Source organism: Streptomyces sp. NPDC101194 (assembly GCF_044767885.1).
Classification (GTDB): domain Bacteria; phylum Actinomycetota; class Actinomycetes; order Streptomycetales; family Streptomycetaceae; genus Streptomyces.
The window spans coordinates 1-12,933 of record NZ_JBIWOS010000020.1 but is presented as its reverse complement, the minus strand read 5'-3'; the positions used below and the strand labels follow the sequence as shown (position 1 = coordinate 12,933).

The following is a 12,933-nucleotide window of genomic DNA, read 5'->3' as shown; positions in this document are numbered from 1 at the left end:
CCGGCCCCGGGCCGCCCGTCAGGCGAAGACGGCGAGGCTCTTGGCCTTGCCCTTCTGCTCCTCGACGAGGACCAGGAAACGTCCGTCGGGCCCGAAGACCCCGACCGGTCCCGGCGGGAAGGCGGGCATGTCCAGCCGCACCCCGTTCAGCAGCAGTTTGGCGCGCTTCTCGTCCACGTCCCAGCGGGGGAACGCCGAGGCGGCGGCCTCGGCCACCGGCATCACGGTCAGCTCCTGCTGATGCTGGTCGAGCGTCCGCGCCACGTCGAGACCGTACGGCCCGACCCGGGTGCGGCGCAGCGCCGTCAGATGCCCGCCGACGCCGAGCCCGGCGCCGAGGTCGCGGGCGATCGCGCGGATGTACGTGCCGGAGGAGCAGACGACGGAGACGACCAGGTCGACGACCGGCGTGCCGTCCTCGGCGACCTCCTGGCGGACGTCGTAGACGTTGAAGGACGAGATCGTCACCGGCCGGGCCGGGATCTCGAACTCCTCGCCGCCGCGCACCCTGGCGTAGGACCGCTTGCCGTCGATCTTGATGGCACTGACCTTGGACGGCACCTGCATGATCGGTCCGGTCAGAGCCGCGACCCCGGCATCGATGCCGTCACGGGTCACACCGGAGGCGTCGGTGGACGAGGTGATCTCGCCCTCCGCGTCGTCGGTGACGGTGTTCTGGCCGAGCCGGATCGTGCCGAGGTACTCCTTCTCGGTCAGTGCGAGATGGCCCAGCAGCTTGGTGGCCTTCTCGACACCGAGCACCAGAACGCCCGTCGCCATCGGGTCCAGCGTGCCGGCGTGGCCGACACGGCGGGTCCTGGCGATGCCGCGCATCTTGGCGACGACGTCGTGCGAAGTGAAGCCGGACGGCTTGTCGACGATGACAAGGCCGTCCTCCCGGGGCCCACCACCACCCTTGCCGGAGGCCGCCGCGCCGACGCGCCCCTGACCGGGTGTCCTGTTCTGCGATGTCATTCGGAGGCGTTGTCCTCGTCGTTCTCGTCATCCGCCTTGCGGTACGGGTCCGCGCCACCGGCGTACGTGGCGCCCGAGGACGCCTCGCGCACCCGCGCGTCCGAGGCCCGCGCCCGGTCGAGGAGGTCCTCGATCGCCTTGGCGTTCTCCGGAAGGGCGTCGGCCACGAAGGCCAGCGTGGGGGTGAACTTCGTCCCCGCCGCCGCTCCGACCGCCGAACGCAGAATGCCCTTGGCGCTCTCCAGGCCGGCCGCCGCGCTCGCGCGCTCCTCGTCGTCGCCGTAGACCGTGTAGAAGACCGTGGCCTCCCGCAGGTCACCGGTGACCCGGGTGTCCGTGATCGTCACGTGCGTACCCAGACGGGGGTCCTTGATACCGCGCTGCAGTTTCTCGGCGACCACCTCCTGGATGAGGTCCGCCAGCTTCTTCGCCCGCGCGTTGTCGGCCACTGGTCCGTCTCCTTCTCAGCCTTGCTCAATCGTCTTCGTCGCTGTGCAACCGCCGTCGTACGGACAGCAGCTCCACTTCCGGCCGGGCGGCCACCAGCCGCTCGCACCGGTCCAGAACGTCTGTGAGGTGTCCGGTGTCCCCGGAGACCACGGCAAGGCCGATCTCGGCCCTGCGATGGAGATCCTGGCCGCCCACCTCCGCCGCGCTCACCGCGAATTTGCGCTGGAGTTCGGCGACGATCGGGCGGACGACGGAGCGCTTCTCCTTCAACGACCGTACGTCGCCGAGAAGCAGATCGAAGGACAGTGTCCCCACATACATGTATGTCCGGATGTCCCGCCGGTTCGGGTTCGTGCCCCGCCATCGCTTGGCAGGGACACAAGAACCGTACACGGAACGGCCGGGGCCGATCGACGGAAATATGACCCGCCGACCGGCCCCGACTCTTGAAGAGAGGTCCGGGGTCTCCCCCGGAAATCCCCGCGGATCAGCCTCGCGGCTTCTCGCGCATCTCGTACGTCGCGATGACGTCGTCGATCTTGATGTCGTTGAAGTTTCCGAGGTTGATACCGCCCTCGAAGCCTTCGCGGATCTCGGTGACGTCGTCCTTGAAGCGGCGCAGACCGGAGATGTTGAGGTTCTCCGCGATGACCTTGCCGTCGCGGAGCAGGCGCGCCTTGGTGTTGCGCTTGACCTCGCCGGACCGGACCAGCACACCGGCGATGTTGCCCAGCTTGGACGAGCGGAAGATCTCGCGGATCTCCGCCGTGCCGAGCTCGACCTCTTCGTACTCCGGCTTGAGCATGCCCTTGAGGGCCGCCTCGATCTCCTCGATGGCCTGGTAGATCACCGAGTAGTAGCGGACGTCGACACCCTCGCGCTCCGCCATCTGCTGGGCACGCCCGGCAGCCCGGACGTTGAAGCCGATGACGATGGCGTCGGAGCCGGTCGCCAGGTCGATGTCCGACTCGGTGACCGCACCCACACCGCGGTGCAGGACCCGGATGTCGACCTCGTCGCCGACGTCGAGCTGGAGCAGCGAGGACTCGAGGGCCTCCACCGAACCGGACGCGTCGCCCTTGATGATGAGGTTGAGCTCCTGGACCAGACCGGCCTTGAGCGCCTCGTCCAGGTTCTCCAGGGAGAACCGGACACCCTTGCGGGCGAAGTTGGCGTTGCGCTCACGGGCGGCACGCTTCTCGGCGATCTGACGGGCCGTACGGTCCTCGTCGACCACCAGGAAGTTGTCGCCGGCACCCGGGACGTTGGTGAGACCGAGCACGAGGACGGGGGTCGACGGACCCGCTTCCTCGACGTTGTTGCCGTTGTCGTCGAGCATCGCCCGGACACGGCCGTACGCGTCGCCGACCACCATCGTGTCACCGATGCGCAGCGTGCCGCGCTGGACCAGGACGGTCGAAACGGCACCGCGGCCGCGGTCGAGGTGGGACTCGATCGCAATACCCTGCGCGTCCTGCTCCGGGTTGGCCCGCAGGTCGAGCGAGGCGTCCGCGGTCAGGACCACGGCCTCCAGCAGCTGGTCGATGTGCAGACCCTGCTTGGCGGAGATGTCGACGAACATCGTGTCGCCGCCGTACTCCTCGGCCACCAGACCGAACTCGGTGAGCTGACCGCGCACCTTGGTCGGGTCGGCGCCCTCGACATCGATCTTGTTGACCGCGACCACGATCGGCACGTCGGCCGCCTTGGCGTGGTTCAGCGCCTCGATCGTCTGGGGCATCACACCGTCGTTCGCCGCCACCACGAGGATCGCGATGTCGGTGGACTTCGCACCACGGGCACGCATGGCGGTGAACGCCTCGTGACCCGGGGTGTCGATGAAGGTGATCTTCCGGTCCTCGCCGTTGACCTCGGAGGAGACCTGGTACGCACCGATGTGCTGCGTGATGCCGCCGGCCTCGCCCGCGACGACGTTCGTCTTGCGGATCGCGTCCAGCAGTCGGGTCTTACCGTGGTCGACGTGACCCATGACGGTCACGACCGGCGGACGCGGGATGAGCGCCTCTTCGCCGCCCTCGTCCTCGCCGAACTCGATGTCGAAGGACTCGAGCAGCTCGCGGTCCTCCTCCTCGGGGCTGACGATCTCGAGGACGTAGTTCATCTCGTCCGCGAGCAGCTTGAGGGTGTCGTCGGAGACGGACTGCGTCGCCGTGACCATCTCGCCGAGGTTCATCATCACGGCGACGAGCGACGCCGGGTTGGCGTTGATCTTCTCCGCGAAGTCGGTGAGGGAGGCACCGCGCGACAGACGGACGGACTGTCCGTTGCCGCGAGGCAGCATGACGCCGCCCACCGACGGGGCCTGCATGGCCTCGTACTCCTGGCGCCTCTGCCGCTTCGACTTGCGGCCACGACGCGCGGGACCGCCGGGACGGCCGAACGCGCCCTGCGTGCCACCACGACCACCGGGGCCGCCGGGACGTCCACCGAAGCCGGGACGACCGCCGAAGCCGCCACCACCACCGGGACGACCGGCACCGCCACCGCCGCCACCGGGACGGCCGGCGAAACCGCCGCCACCGCCGCCGGGACCGGCCGGACGGCCGGCGAAGCCGCCGCCACCGGGACGACCGGCGCCGCCACCGGGACGACCGCCGCCACCGGGACCGCGGCCACCACCGGGGCCACCACCGGGACGCGGGCCGGCAGCGGGACGCTGCGGCATCATGCCCGGGTTCGGACGGTTACCACCGGGGGCACCGCCCGGACGGGGAGCCTGCGGACGGGGCATGCCGCCCGGAGTGGGACGGGCACCGCCCTGACCCTGGGGACGCGGGGCGCCACCGGGGCCGCCCTGCGGACGCGGGGCGCCCGGACGGTCCTGACCGCCACCGGGACGCGGAGCGCCACCGGGACGGGGCGCCTGCGGACGGGCCATGCCCGTCGAGCCACCGGAGGTGAAGGGGTTGTTGCCCGGACGGGGACCGGCCGGACGGGCGCCGGGGCGCGGGGCGCCCTGACCCGCGGGACGCGCGGGACGGTCACCGCGCTCGCCACCGCGACCGCCGTCACGCTGACCGCCGGACGGAGCCGGACGGGCGGGACGCGGGCCGGGGGTGGCGCCGGTGGGACGGGGGCCCTGCTGCTGCGGGGCAGCGGGCTGGGCCGGGGCCGGAGCCGAGAACTCGGCAGCGGGGACCGGAGTCACCGGAGCGGGCTTGGGCGCGGGCTTCGGGCCCGGCCGCGGTCCGGCGGACGGCGCGGAAGGCGCCACGGGGGTGCTGCTCGCCGGTGCGGCGGGGGCCGGCTTGGGGGCCGGAGCGCCGGGCTTCGGGGCAGCGGGACGTGCCGCAGCGGCCGGGGAGGGCGCTGCGGGCTTGGCGGGCGTCGCCTTGCGGGGCGCCCCAGGCTTGGCAGCGGACTTGCCGGCGTTGCCGCCGGGTCCCTGCAGTGCGTCAGTCAACTTGCGTACAACCGGCGCCTCGATCGTCGAGGACGCCGAACGGACGAATTCACCGAGCTCTTGGAGCTTGGCCATGACGACCTTGCTCTCGACGCCGAACTCCTTGGCGAGTTCGTATACCCGGACCTTAGCCACTTCGCTCCTTTTAGGTCCGGGTTACCGCCGGACCGTCGCTACTTCATGGGCGTACTCATCGCGTACTCATCGAGTGCTCATCGCAATCTCGACCTACTTCCAACTCGCGAGGTACCTGACCGCACGGGGTCCCGTGCCGTTCATTTCTTACGGTGTCACCCGCTCGACGAACCGCTGCACCGCGGCGGGGTCGAACGGCCCCTTGGCCTTGAAGGCCCGGGGGAATGCCCGGCGGCGAACCGCCAGGTCCAGACAGACGGGGACGGGGTGTACATAGGCACCCCGGCCGGGCAGCGTACCGCGAGGATCGGGAACACAGGCGTCCCCGTCCGCGACGATGCGCAGCAGCTCGCTCTTGGCCGCCCGCTCCCGGCATCCCACACAGGTTCGCTCAGGGCAAGCGCGGGCGTGCGTCCGGCCAGACACGGTTAAGTCTACCTCCCCGCACCGACCCCACCCCTTTGGGGCAAAAATCGAACGGATGTTGTCGTGTTCTCAGCGGCGTGCCGCTCAGATGTATTCCCCCGGGCCCGCACCACCGCCCCCGGACGCCCGTCGTCGACGGTGTCCGGTGGTCCGGCGCGGGCCGGCCGTCCTCGTCGCCGGGTCAGCCGCGCTCGGAACGCTCACGGGCCCGCTCGGCCCGCTCGCGGTCGGCGACATCGCGTTCGGCGTCGGTCTCGGTGTCCGGACGGATGTCGATGCGCCAGCCGGTGAGGCGGGCGGCGAGACGGGCGTTCTGCCCCTCCTTGCCGATCGCCAGCGACAGCTGGTAGTCGGGAACGGTGACCCGGGCGGACCGTGCGCCGAGGTCCACGACCTCGACCTGGCTCACCCGCGCGGGCGACAGGGCGTTGGCGACCATCTCGGCCGGGTCGTCCGACCAGTCCACGATGTCGATCTTCTCGCCGTGCAGCTCCGCCATGACGTTGCGCACCCGGCCGCCCATCGGACCGATGCAGGCGCCCTTGGCGTTCAGCCCGGAGCGGGTCGAACGGACCGCGATCTTGGTGCGGTGACCTGCCTCGCGGGCGATCGCGCAGATCTCGACGGAACCGTCCGCGATCTCCGGGACCTCCAGCGCGAAGAGCTTCTTGACCAGGTTGGGGTGGGTCCGCGACAGCGTCACGGACGGACCGCGCACGCCCTTGGCCACGCGTACGACATAGGTGCGCAGGCGCAGGCCGTGGGTGTACTCCTCGCCCGGCACCTGCTCCTGCACCGGCAGGATCGCTTCCAGCTTGCCGATGTCGACCAGGACGTTCTTCGGGTCCTTGCCCTGCTGGACGACACCGGTGACGACATCGCCCTCGTGGCCCGCGTACTCCCCGAACGTCCGGTCGTCCTCGGCGTCGCGCAGCCGCTGCAGGATGACCTGCTTGGCGGTGGTCGCGGCGATCCGGCCGAAGCCGGTCGGGGTGTCGTCGAACTCCTTGGCCTCCTGGCCCGGTTCGAGGTCGGCCGGGTCCTCCTTCGCCCACACCGTCACATGGCCGCGCTCGTCGAGCTCCACGCGCGCGCGGCGGTGGCTTCCGTCCGTACGGTGGTAGGCGATGAGGAGGGCCGACTCGATCGCCTCGACGAGCACGTCGAAGGGGATCTCCTTGTCCTGTGCCAAGCCCTTCAAGAGCTTCACATCGATGTCCACGGCTACGCCTCCTCTTCCTTCTTGTCCTTGCGGCTGAATTCGATCTCCACGCGCGCCTTGGCGATCTCGTCGAAGGCGACCCGGCGGGACGTGGGCTTGCGGCCCTTGACGCCCGGGACCTCGAGGTCGAGCCCCTCCTCGTCCACGGCGAGGATGCGGGCCACCAGCTCCCCGCCCTCGCGCAGCTGCAGCTTGGCCAGACGGCCCGTGGCGCGTACGTAGTGGCGGTGCTCCGTCAGCGGACGGTCGGCACCGGGCGAGCTGACCTCGAGGACGTACTCGTCGTCGCCCATCGCGTCGGTCTCGTCGAGCCTCTCGGAGATCGCGCGGCTCAGTTGTGCGCAGGCGTCCAGCTCCACGCCCTCGTCGGAGTCCACGACGATCCGCAGCACCCGGCGGCGGCCGGCCCGGGACACCTCGATCTCTTCGAGATCCAGCTGCTCGGCGCTGACGAGCGGTTCGAGCAGTCCGCGCAGCCTCTCGCTCTGGGTGGTGCTCATCCGGGTGACTCCTCGGCCGCGTGTGCTGTTGTGGGGATCTCGCGTGTCAGGTCAAAGGGTATCCGGTCCCGAGGGGTGTTGCCGTCCGCGTACTCCGCGACCGCGGGTACGCTCGCCTGCGGTGATCACTTCAGGACAGATCCAGTCAAGACAGGTGCAAGCCCGAAGGAGAACAAGTGCGGCGCACGGGGACGACGCGCAGAGGTGCGTTCACCGCGACGGGGGCGATCGCCTTGGGGGCGGTGCTGGCCGGCTGCGGTGACGGTTCCGGCCGGCGGGAGGGCTCGGCCCGGCCCGACGGGATGACCCCGGCCGAGCAGGCCGCGGCCGCGCGGGCGGAGCGGACGCTCCGGGCGGCTGCCGCCCGTACCAGCAGGGATCTGCTCGCCCGGTACGAACTGGTGGTCAGGACCCACCCGGCGACCGCCGCCGGGCTCTCGCCGCTGCGGGACGCCGTGCGGGCCCACGCCGAGGCGCTGGCACCCGACGGCGGCGGGACGCCGGTGTCCGCACCGATCCGCGCGACCGGCGCCGGGGCCGCCGTCAAGGAACTGGCCGAGGCGGAGCGCAGCGCCTCGGACGCCCACACGGCGACGCTCCTGAAGGCCCCGCCCGAGCTGGCCCGGCTGCTGGCGTCGATCGCGGCGGCGGGCGCGGCGCACGCCTATCTGCTGACCGAACTGGCCAAGGAGACCTCGTCATGACCGCCGGGACACGCAAGGCGGCGCAGGCCGCCCTGGCCGCCGAACACGCGGCGGTGTACGGGTACGGAGTCGTCGGCGGCCGGGTCGCCGACGGCCGCCGGGCCGAGGCCGCGGCGGCCTACCACGCGCACCGCGCCCGGCGCGACGCGCTGCAGCGGACCGTGCGTGGCCTGGGCGGTGAACCGGTGGCCGCGCAGGCCGCGTACGCTCTGCCGTTCGCGGTGCCGGACCCGGCCGCGGCGGTGCGGCTGGCCGCTCTGCTGGAGGACCGGGTGGCGGACGTCTACTCCGATCTCGTACGGGCCGCCGAAGGGCCGCTCCGGCGGGAGGCGGCGGACGCGCTGCGGGAGGCCGCGGTGCGCGCGGTCCGCTGGCGGGGCAGCGGCGTACCCTTTCCCGGGCTCGCCGAGCGGACCGCCGACGGGTCCGGCGCGACGGCGGGGTCCGAGGCGAAGGCCGGGTCCGGTGTGAGGAACGGGACCGGCGCGACGCACTGAAGAAGCTCTGAAAGGGAACAAGGCACGTATGGGTTTCGAACCGCCGCAGCGTCTGGTGCGAGCGCTCGGCGAGTCGTACGGGGATTCCGCCGCCGACTGGCTCGCGCACCTTCCCGCGCTGACCGAACGAGCGCTGGCCTCGACCGGGCAGAAGGTGACCGTGGACCGGGTGGCCGCCCCCGGCGGCCGCAGCAGTCTGGTCCTGTTGGTGACATGCTCCGACGGCACCCCGGCGGCGCTGAAGATCGCCCCGTCCGAAGCCGCGCCCGAGCTGGAGCAGGCGGCGCTGGCGCACTGGAACGGCTGGGGCGCGGTGCGACTCGTCTCCACCGGCCCCGGCGCGCTGCTGCTCGAACGGCTGCACCCCGAGGTGTCACTGCGCTCACTGCCGGAGGCGAAGGCGTTGCTGGAGGCGGCGGGGACGGTGCGTCGGCTGTGGGTCGAGCCCCCGGCCGGCCATGGGTTCGAGACGGTCACCGAGCGGACCGCGCGCCGTACGGAGCCGATGCGGGCCTTCGCCGCGGCGGACCCGGGTCTGGAGCCACTGGTCTCCGCGGCGCTCGCGGCGCGTGCGGAGCTGGTCGCCGACTCCTGCGAACTCCTGCTGCTGCACGGCAACTTCCGCCAGAGCAAGGTGCTCGCGGGCGAGCGGGCGCCCTGGCTGACGGTCGGGCCGGAGCCGCTGGTCGGTGAGCGGGCCTACGACCTGGCGCGCCTGGTGCGCGACCGTGTCGAGGACCTGATCGCCTCCCCCGGCGGTGCGGTGACGGCCCGGCGCCGGATCAAGAAGCTCGCCGATTCGCTGGACGTGGACCGGGAACGGCTGCACGGCTGGACGCTGTTCCGCGCGGTGGAGTCGGGAACCCGGGCACTGGCGGTCGGCCGTCGCCAGGAGGGCGAGCTGACGCTGGAGTTCGCGAGCTGGCTGTAGCGGGCACGGCAGGCCGCAGGCCCCCGCGCGGTGCGCGGGGGCCTGCGGCTTCGTCCGGTGTCAGCCCTGGGCGGCGAGACGGGCGATCGCCTCGTCGACGGTGAGCTCCTCGCGCTCGCCCGTACGGCGGTCCTTGAGCTCCAGGACGCCCTCGGCCGAGCGGCGGCCCGCGACCAGGATCTTCGGGATGCCGATGAGCTCGGCGTCGGTGAACTTCACACCGGGCGACACACCCGCGCGGTCGTCGACCATGACCCGCACACCGGCGGCGGCGAGCTTGTCGGCGACATCGAGGGCCAGCTCCGTCTGAAGGGCCTTGCCCGCCGCGACGACGTGGACGTCGGCCGGGGCGATCTCGCGGGGCCAGCACAGCCCCTGCTCGTCGGCGGTCTGCTCGGCGAGCGCGGCGACGGCGCGGGAGACGCCGATGCCGTACGAGCCCATGGTGACCCGGACCGGCTTGCCGTTCTGACCCAGCACGTCGAGCTGGAAGGCGTCCGCGAACTTGCGGCCCAGCTGGAAGATGTGGCCGATCTCGATGGCGCGGTCCAGCTTGAGGCCGGTGCCGCACTTGGGGCACGGGTCGCCCTCCTGGACGACGACGACGTCAAGGTACTCGTCGACCTCGAAGTCACGCCCGGCGACGACGTTCTTCGCGTGGGTGCCGGGCTTGTTCGCACCGGTGATCCAGGCGGTACCGGCGGCGATGCGCGGGTCGGCGATGTAGCGGACCTTCTCCAGGCCCTGCGGGCCGACGTAGCCGCGGACCAGGTCGGTGCGGCCCTCGAAGTCCTCCGCGGTGACCAGCTCGACGACGGCGGGCGCGAGGTGCTCGCCCAGCTTGCCGAGGTCGACCTCGCGGTCGCCGGGCACGCCCACGGCGACGATCTCGCCGTCGACCTTGACCAGCAGGTTCTTCAGGGTCACGGAGGCCGGGACGCCCAGGTGCGCGGCGAGCGTCTCGATGGTCGGGGTGTCGGGGGTGTCCAGCTCCTCGACGGAGCCGTGCGCCGAGCCGTCCACGGCAGTGGCCTTGAAGGTGACCGCCTCGGTGTTGGCGGCGTAGTCGCAGGCGGGGCAGTCGACGAAGGTGTCCTCACCGGCCGGGGCGGGGGCCAGGAACTCCTCGGAGGCCGAGCCGCCCATCGCGCCGGAGACGGCGGAGACGATGCGGTGGTCGAGGCCGAGCCGCTCGAAGATCCGGATGTAGGCGGCGCGGTGCAGCTGGTACGCCTCGACGAGCCCCTCGTCCGTGGTGTCGAAGGAGTACGAGTCCTTCATCTGGAACTCGCGGCCGCGCAGCACACCGGCGCGCGGGCGGGCCTCGTCCCGGTACTTGGTCTGGATCTGGTACAGGATCACGGGCAGGTCCTTGTAGGACGTGATCTGGTCCTTGACGACCTGCGTGAAGATCTCTTCGTGGGTCGGGCCGAGGAGGTACTCCGCGCCCTTGCGGTCCTTGAGCTTGAAGAGCAGATCGCCGTACTCGACGTAGCGGCCGCTGGCGTCGTACGACTCCTTCGGGAGCAGCGCGGGCAGCAGTACTTCCTGGCCGCCGATGGCGTCCATCTCCTCGCGCACGACGCGGGTGATGTTCTCCAGGACCTTCTTGCCCAGCGGCAGCCAGGTCCAGATTCCGGCAGCCGTGCGGCGTACGTATCCGGCCCGGACGAGCAGCTTGTGGTTGAGCGTCTCGGCGTCCGCCGGGTCGTCGCGCAGTGTCTTGATCATCAATCGGGACATGCGCTGGACCTGGGCCATGATGAACTCCTGCTCGGAAGGGTGATGAGCAGGAGGTTAGCCGGGCGGCCCCGGTGGGCGGAAATCGATTGCTCCGGCCTCGGGCTCTTGCGCCGTACGAGCGGACAGCCCTCAGCCCCTGCGACGCAGCGGAAGCGGAGCTCCCATCACCGCGTACGGCTTGGGAGCGCTGGGGAAGAGCACCTGCCGGGCCAGGTCCTGGTATCCGAGGCTGCGATACAGACCACGTGCCGGACTCTCCGTGTCGATCGCGGAGAGGATGGACCGTGACTGGTCGGCGGCGTCCGTGAGGGCGGTGATCAGCGAGCGGCCGATGCCCCGGTTCTGGAAATCCGGGAGGACGTGCAGTTCGGTGATGACGAACGAGTCGTCGAGCCAGTGTGCGGAGCCGGTGGCGCGCAGGTAGGGCTCGACGACGGTGGACCACCACTGGTGGCGTTCGTTCGGCATGCCGTAGACGAAGCCGACGAGCCGGCCACCGGGGGTGGTGGCGCCCAGCGCGCGGGCGTGGGGGTGTTCGAGGTGTCTGAGAACGATGTGGCGCCGTACCTCGATCTCCTCCGGGGCCAGGCCGAAGGCGACGGCCTGCACGGCGAGCGCCTCGTCCACGCGGGCGGCGAGATCGATCGGTCCGATCCGGACGCTGGGAGTGTGGGTACCGCCCTCGGGAAGTGCTGCCATGGGCCGACCCTACTGGCCCGGACGGGGCGGGTGGTACGGGGTGGTGGAGCCGGTCGTCGACCGGTCAGAACAGCACGCTCATGAAAGCGCCGGTCTCACGGAAGCCGACCCTGGCGTACGCCTTGCGCGCGGGGGTGTTGTAGTCGTTCACGTACAGGCTGACGACGGGTGCGACGTCGGCCAGTGCGTAGCGCAGGACAGCCGCCATGCCGGTTTCGGAGAGTCCCCGGCCACGGTGTTCGGGGGCGACCCAGACGCCCTGGATCTGGCAGGCCTGCGGGGTCGCCGCGCCGATCTCCGCCTTGAAGACGACCCGGCCGTCCTCGATCCGGGCGAAGGAGCGGCCGGCGCCGATGAGTTCGGCGACGCGTGCCTGGTAGAGGAGTCCGCCGTCGCCCGCGAGCGGGGAGATGCCGACCTCCTCGGTGAACATCGCCACGCACGCCGGCATCAGGACGTCCATCTCGTCCTTGCGGATCCGGCGGACCAAGGGGTCGGGGGCGATGTCGGCGGACGGGCTCTCGGTGACCATGAGCGGCTGATGGGCCCGGACCTCGCGGGCGGGACCCCAGCCGGGTTCGAGGAGCCGCCACAGTTGGGCCGTGGGCTCCGCGGGGCCGACGATCGAGGAGCAGCGGCGGCCGGCCCGGCGGGCACGGTCGGCGAAGGCCCTGACCGCCTCGGGGGTGGCGCAGATCGGTACGAGGTTGGCGCCGGAGTAGCACAGTGAGCGCAGCCGGCCGTCGGCGTACCAGCCCCACATCTCGCCGCCGAGGCGCCACGGATCGAGACCTGCGATCTGGACCCTGGACGTCACGAACGCGTTGGCGACCGGTTCGCTCTCCAGGACGGCGAGAGCGGCGCCGAGGTCGCTGGGTTCGAGGACCCGGGTGGTGGTCTGCGTCAACACGAGGGGGCCTCACCATGCGGTCTGCTGATTTCCGCACTGTACCCAAAGAGGCTGGGTGGCGCCGCCCGTGCCCGGGAAGAGCGTTTGCGGGGCACCGTGAGGTCGCTCACGACCGCGCCCCGCCGGGCGGTGTTCGTCCGGCGGGGCGCGGTGGGGCACATCGTGGTTCAGCTGACGGAGACCTCGGGCTCGCCCGAGGCGACGCCGTCCTTCTCCATCTGTTCGGCGATCTTCAGGGCTTCCTCGATCAGCGTCTCGACGATCTTCGACTCCGGCACGGTCTTGATGACCTCGCCCTTCACGAAGATCTGACCCTT

General features: G+C 71.3%; 13 protein-coding genes and 1 pseudogene. 3 read left to right on the top strand and 11 right to left on the bottom strand.

The window, feature by feature from the left end:
- Positions 1–18: 18 nt before the first annotated feature.
- The 7 genes from truB to rimP all read right to left on the bottom strand — a co-directional run bounded on the left by truB (position 19) and on the right by rimP (position 7,132).
- Positions 19–975 (bottom strand): tRNA pseudouridine(55) synthase TruB, encoded by a 957-nt coding sequence (truB, locus tag ACIRP2_RS38560; protein ID WP_404258436.1) that lies wholly within the window; start codon positions 973–975, stop codon positions 19–21.
- Positions 972–1,424: a 30S ribosome-binding factor RbfA gene (gene rbfA, locus ACIRP2_RS38555; protein WP_404258435.1), complete on the bottom strand. Its 453-nt coding sequence runs from the start codon at positions 1,422–1,424 to the stop codon at positions 972–974. Before rbfA ends, truB begins: the two co-directional genes overlap by 4 nt.
- Before the next feature lie 25 nt (positions 1,425–1,449).
- On the bottom strand, positions 1,450–1,746 hold the full coding sequence (locus ACIRP2_RS38550) for a DUF503 domain-containing protein (RefSeq protein WP_404258434.1): 297 nt from the start codon (positions 1,744–1,746) through the stop codon (positions 1,450–1,452).
- Positions 1,747–1,912: 166 nt separating this feature from the next.
- Positions 1,913–4,984 carry a translation initiation factor IF-2 gene (gene infB, locus ACIRP2_RS38545; protein WP_404258433.1) on the bottom strand — a complete coding sequence of 1,024 codons (3,072 nt, stop codon included), beginning with the start codon at positions 4,982–4,984 and terminating at the stop codon, positions 1,913–1,915.
- 147 nt (positions 4,985–5,131) lie between these two features.
- The gene (locus ACIRP2_RS38540) at positions 5,132–5,410 is read right to left on the bottom strand and encodes a YlxR family protein (protein ID WP_404258432.1); all 279 of its coding nucleotides are present in this window, start codon (positions 5,408–5,410) and stop codon (positions 5,132–5,134) included.
- 181 nt (positions 5,411–5,591) lie between these two features.
- Complete coding sequence (nusA, locus tag ACIRP2_RS38535; RefSeq protein WP_404258431.1) at positions 5,592–6,632, bottom strand: transcription termination factor NusA; 1,041 nt, start codon at positions 6,630–6,632, stop codon at positions 5,592–5,594.
- A gap of 2 nt (positions 6,633–6,634) precedes the next feature.
- Complete coding sequence (gene rimP, locus ACIRP2_RS38530) at positions 6,635–7,132, bottom strand: ribosome maturation factor RimP (protein WP_404258430.1); 498 nt, start codon at positions 7,130–7,132, stop codon at positions 6,635–6,637.
- 176 nt (positions 7,133–7,308) lie between these two features.
- Here rimP and ACIRP2_RS38525 point away from each other — a divergent pair, with 176 nt between their 5' ends.
- Genes ACIRP2_RS38525 through ACIRP2_RS38515 form a run of 3 tightly spaced genes read left to right on the top strand, consistent with a single transcriptional unit; the run spans position 7,309 to position 9,264 of the window.
- Positions 7,309–7,836 carry a hypothetical protein gene (locus ACIRP2_RS38525; RefSeq protein WP_404258429.1) on the top strand — a complete coding sequence of 176 codons (528 nt, stop codon included), beginning with the start codon at positions 7,309–7,311 and terminating at the stop codon, positions 7,834–7,836.
- Complete coding sequence (locus ACIRP2_RS38520; RefSeq protein ID WP_404258428.1) at positions 7,833–8,333, top strand: ferritin-like domain-containing protein; 501 nt, start codon at positions 7,833–7,835, stop codon at positions 8,331–8,333. Before ACIRP2_RS38525 ends, ACIRP2_RS38520 begins: the two co-directional genes overlap by 4 nt.
- Before the next feature lie 28 nt (positions 8,334–8,361).
- Positions 8,362–9,264 (top strand): aminoglycoside phosphotransferase family protein, encoded by a 903-nt coding sequence (locus ACIRP2_RS38515; RefSeq protein WP_404258427.1) that lies wholly within the window; start codon positions 8,362–8,364, stop codon positions 9,262–9,264.
- A gap of 60 nt (positions 9,265–9,324) precedes the next feature.
- Here ACIRP2_RS38515 and ACIRP2_RS38510 read toward each other — a convergent pair whose 3' ends face one another.
- The 4 genes and pseudogenes from ACIRP2_RS38510 to ACIRP2_RS38495 form a co-directional block, all read right to left on the bottom strand.
- Entirely contained in the window at positions 9,325–11,025 is a 1,701-nt protein-coding gene (locus ACIRP2_RS38510; protein ID WP_404258426.1) for a proline--tRNA ligase, read from the bottom strand.
- A 111-nt stretch (positions 11,026–11,136) separates the two neighbouring features.
- On the bottom strand, positions 11,137–11,706 hold the full coding sequence (locus tag ACIRP2_RS38505) for a GNAT family N-acetyltransferase (protein ID WP_404258425.1): 570 nt from the start codon (positions 11,704–11,706) through the stop codon (positions 11,137–11,139).
- Between the two features lie 64 nt (positions 11,707–11,770).
- Entirely contained in the window at positions 11,771–12,616 is an 846-nt protein-coding gene (locus ACIRP2_RS38500; RefSeq protein ID WP_404258424.1) for a GNAT family N-acetyltransferase, read from the bottom strand.
- A gap of 167 nt (positions 12,617–12,783) precedes the next feature.
- A pseudogene (locus ACIRP2_RS38495) lies at positions 12,784–12,933 on the bottom strand (4-hydroxy-3-methylbut-2-en-1-yl diphosphate synthase); the annotation flags it as partial.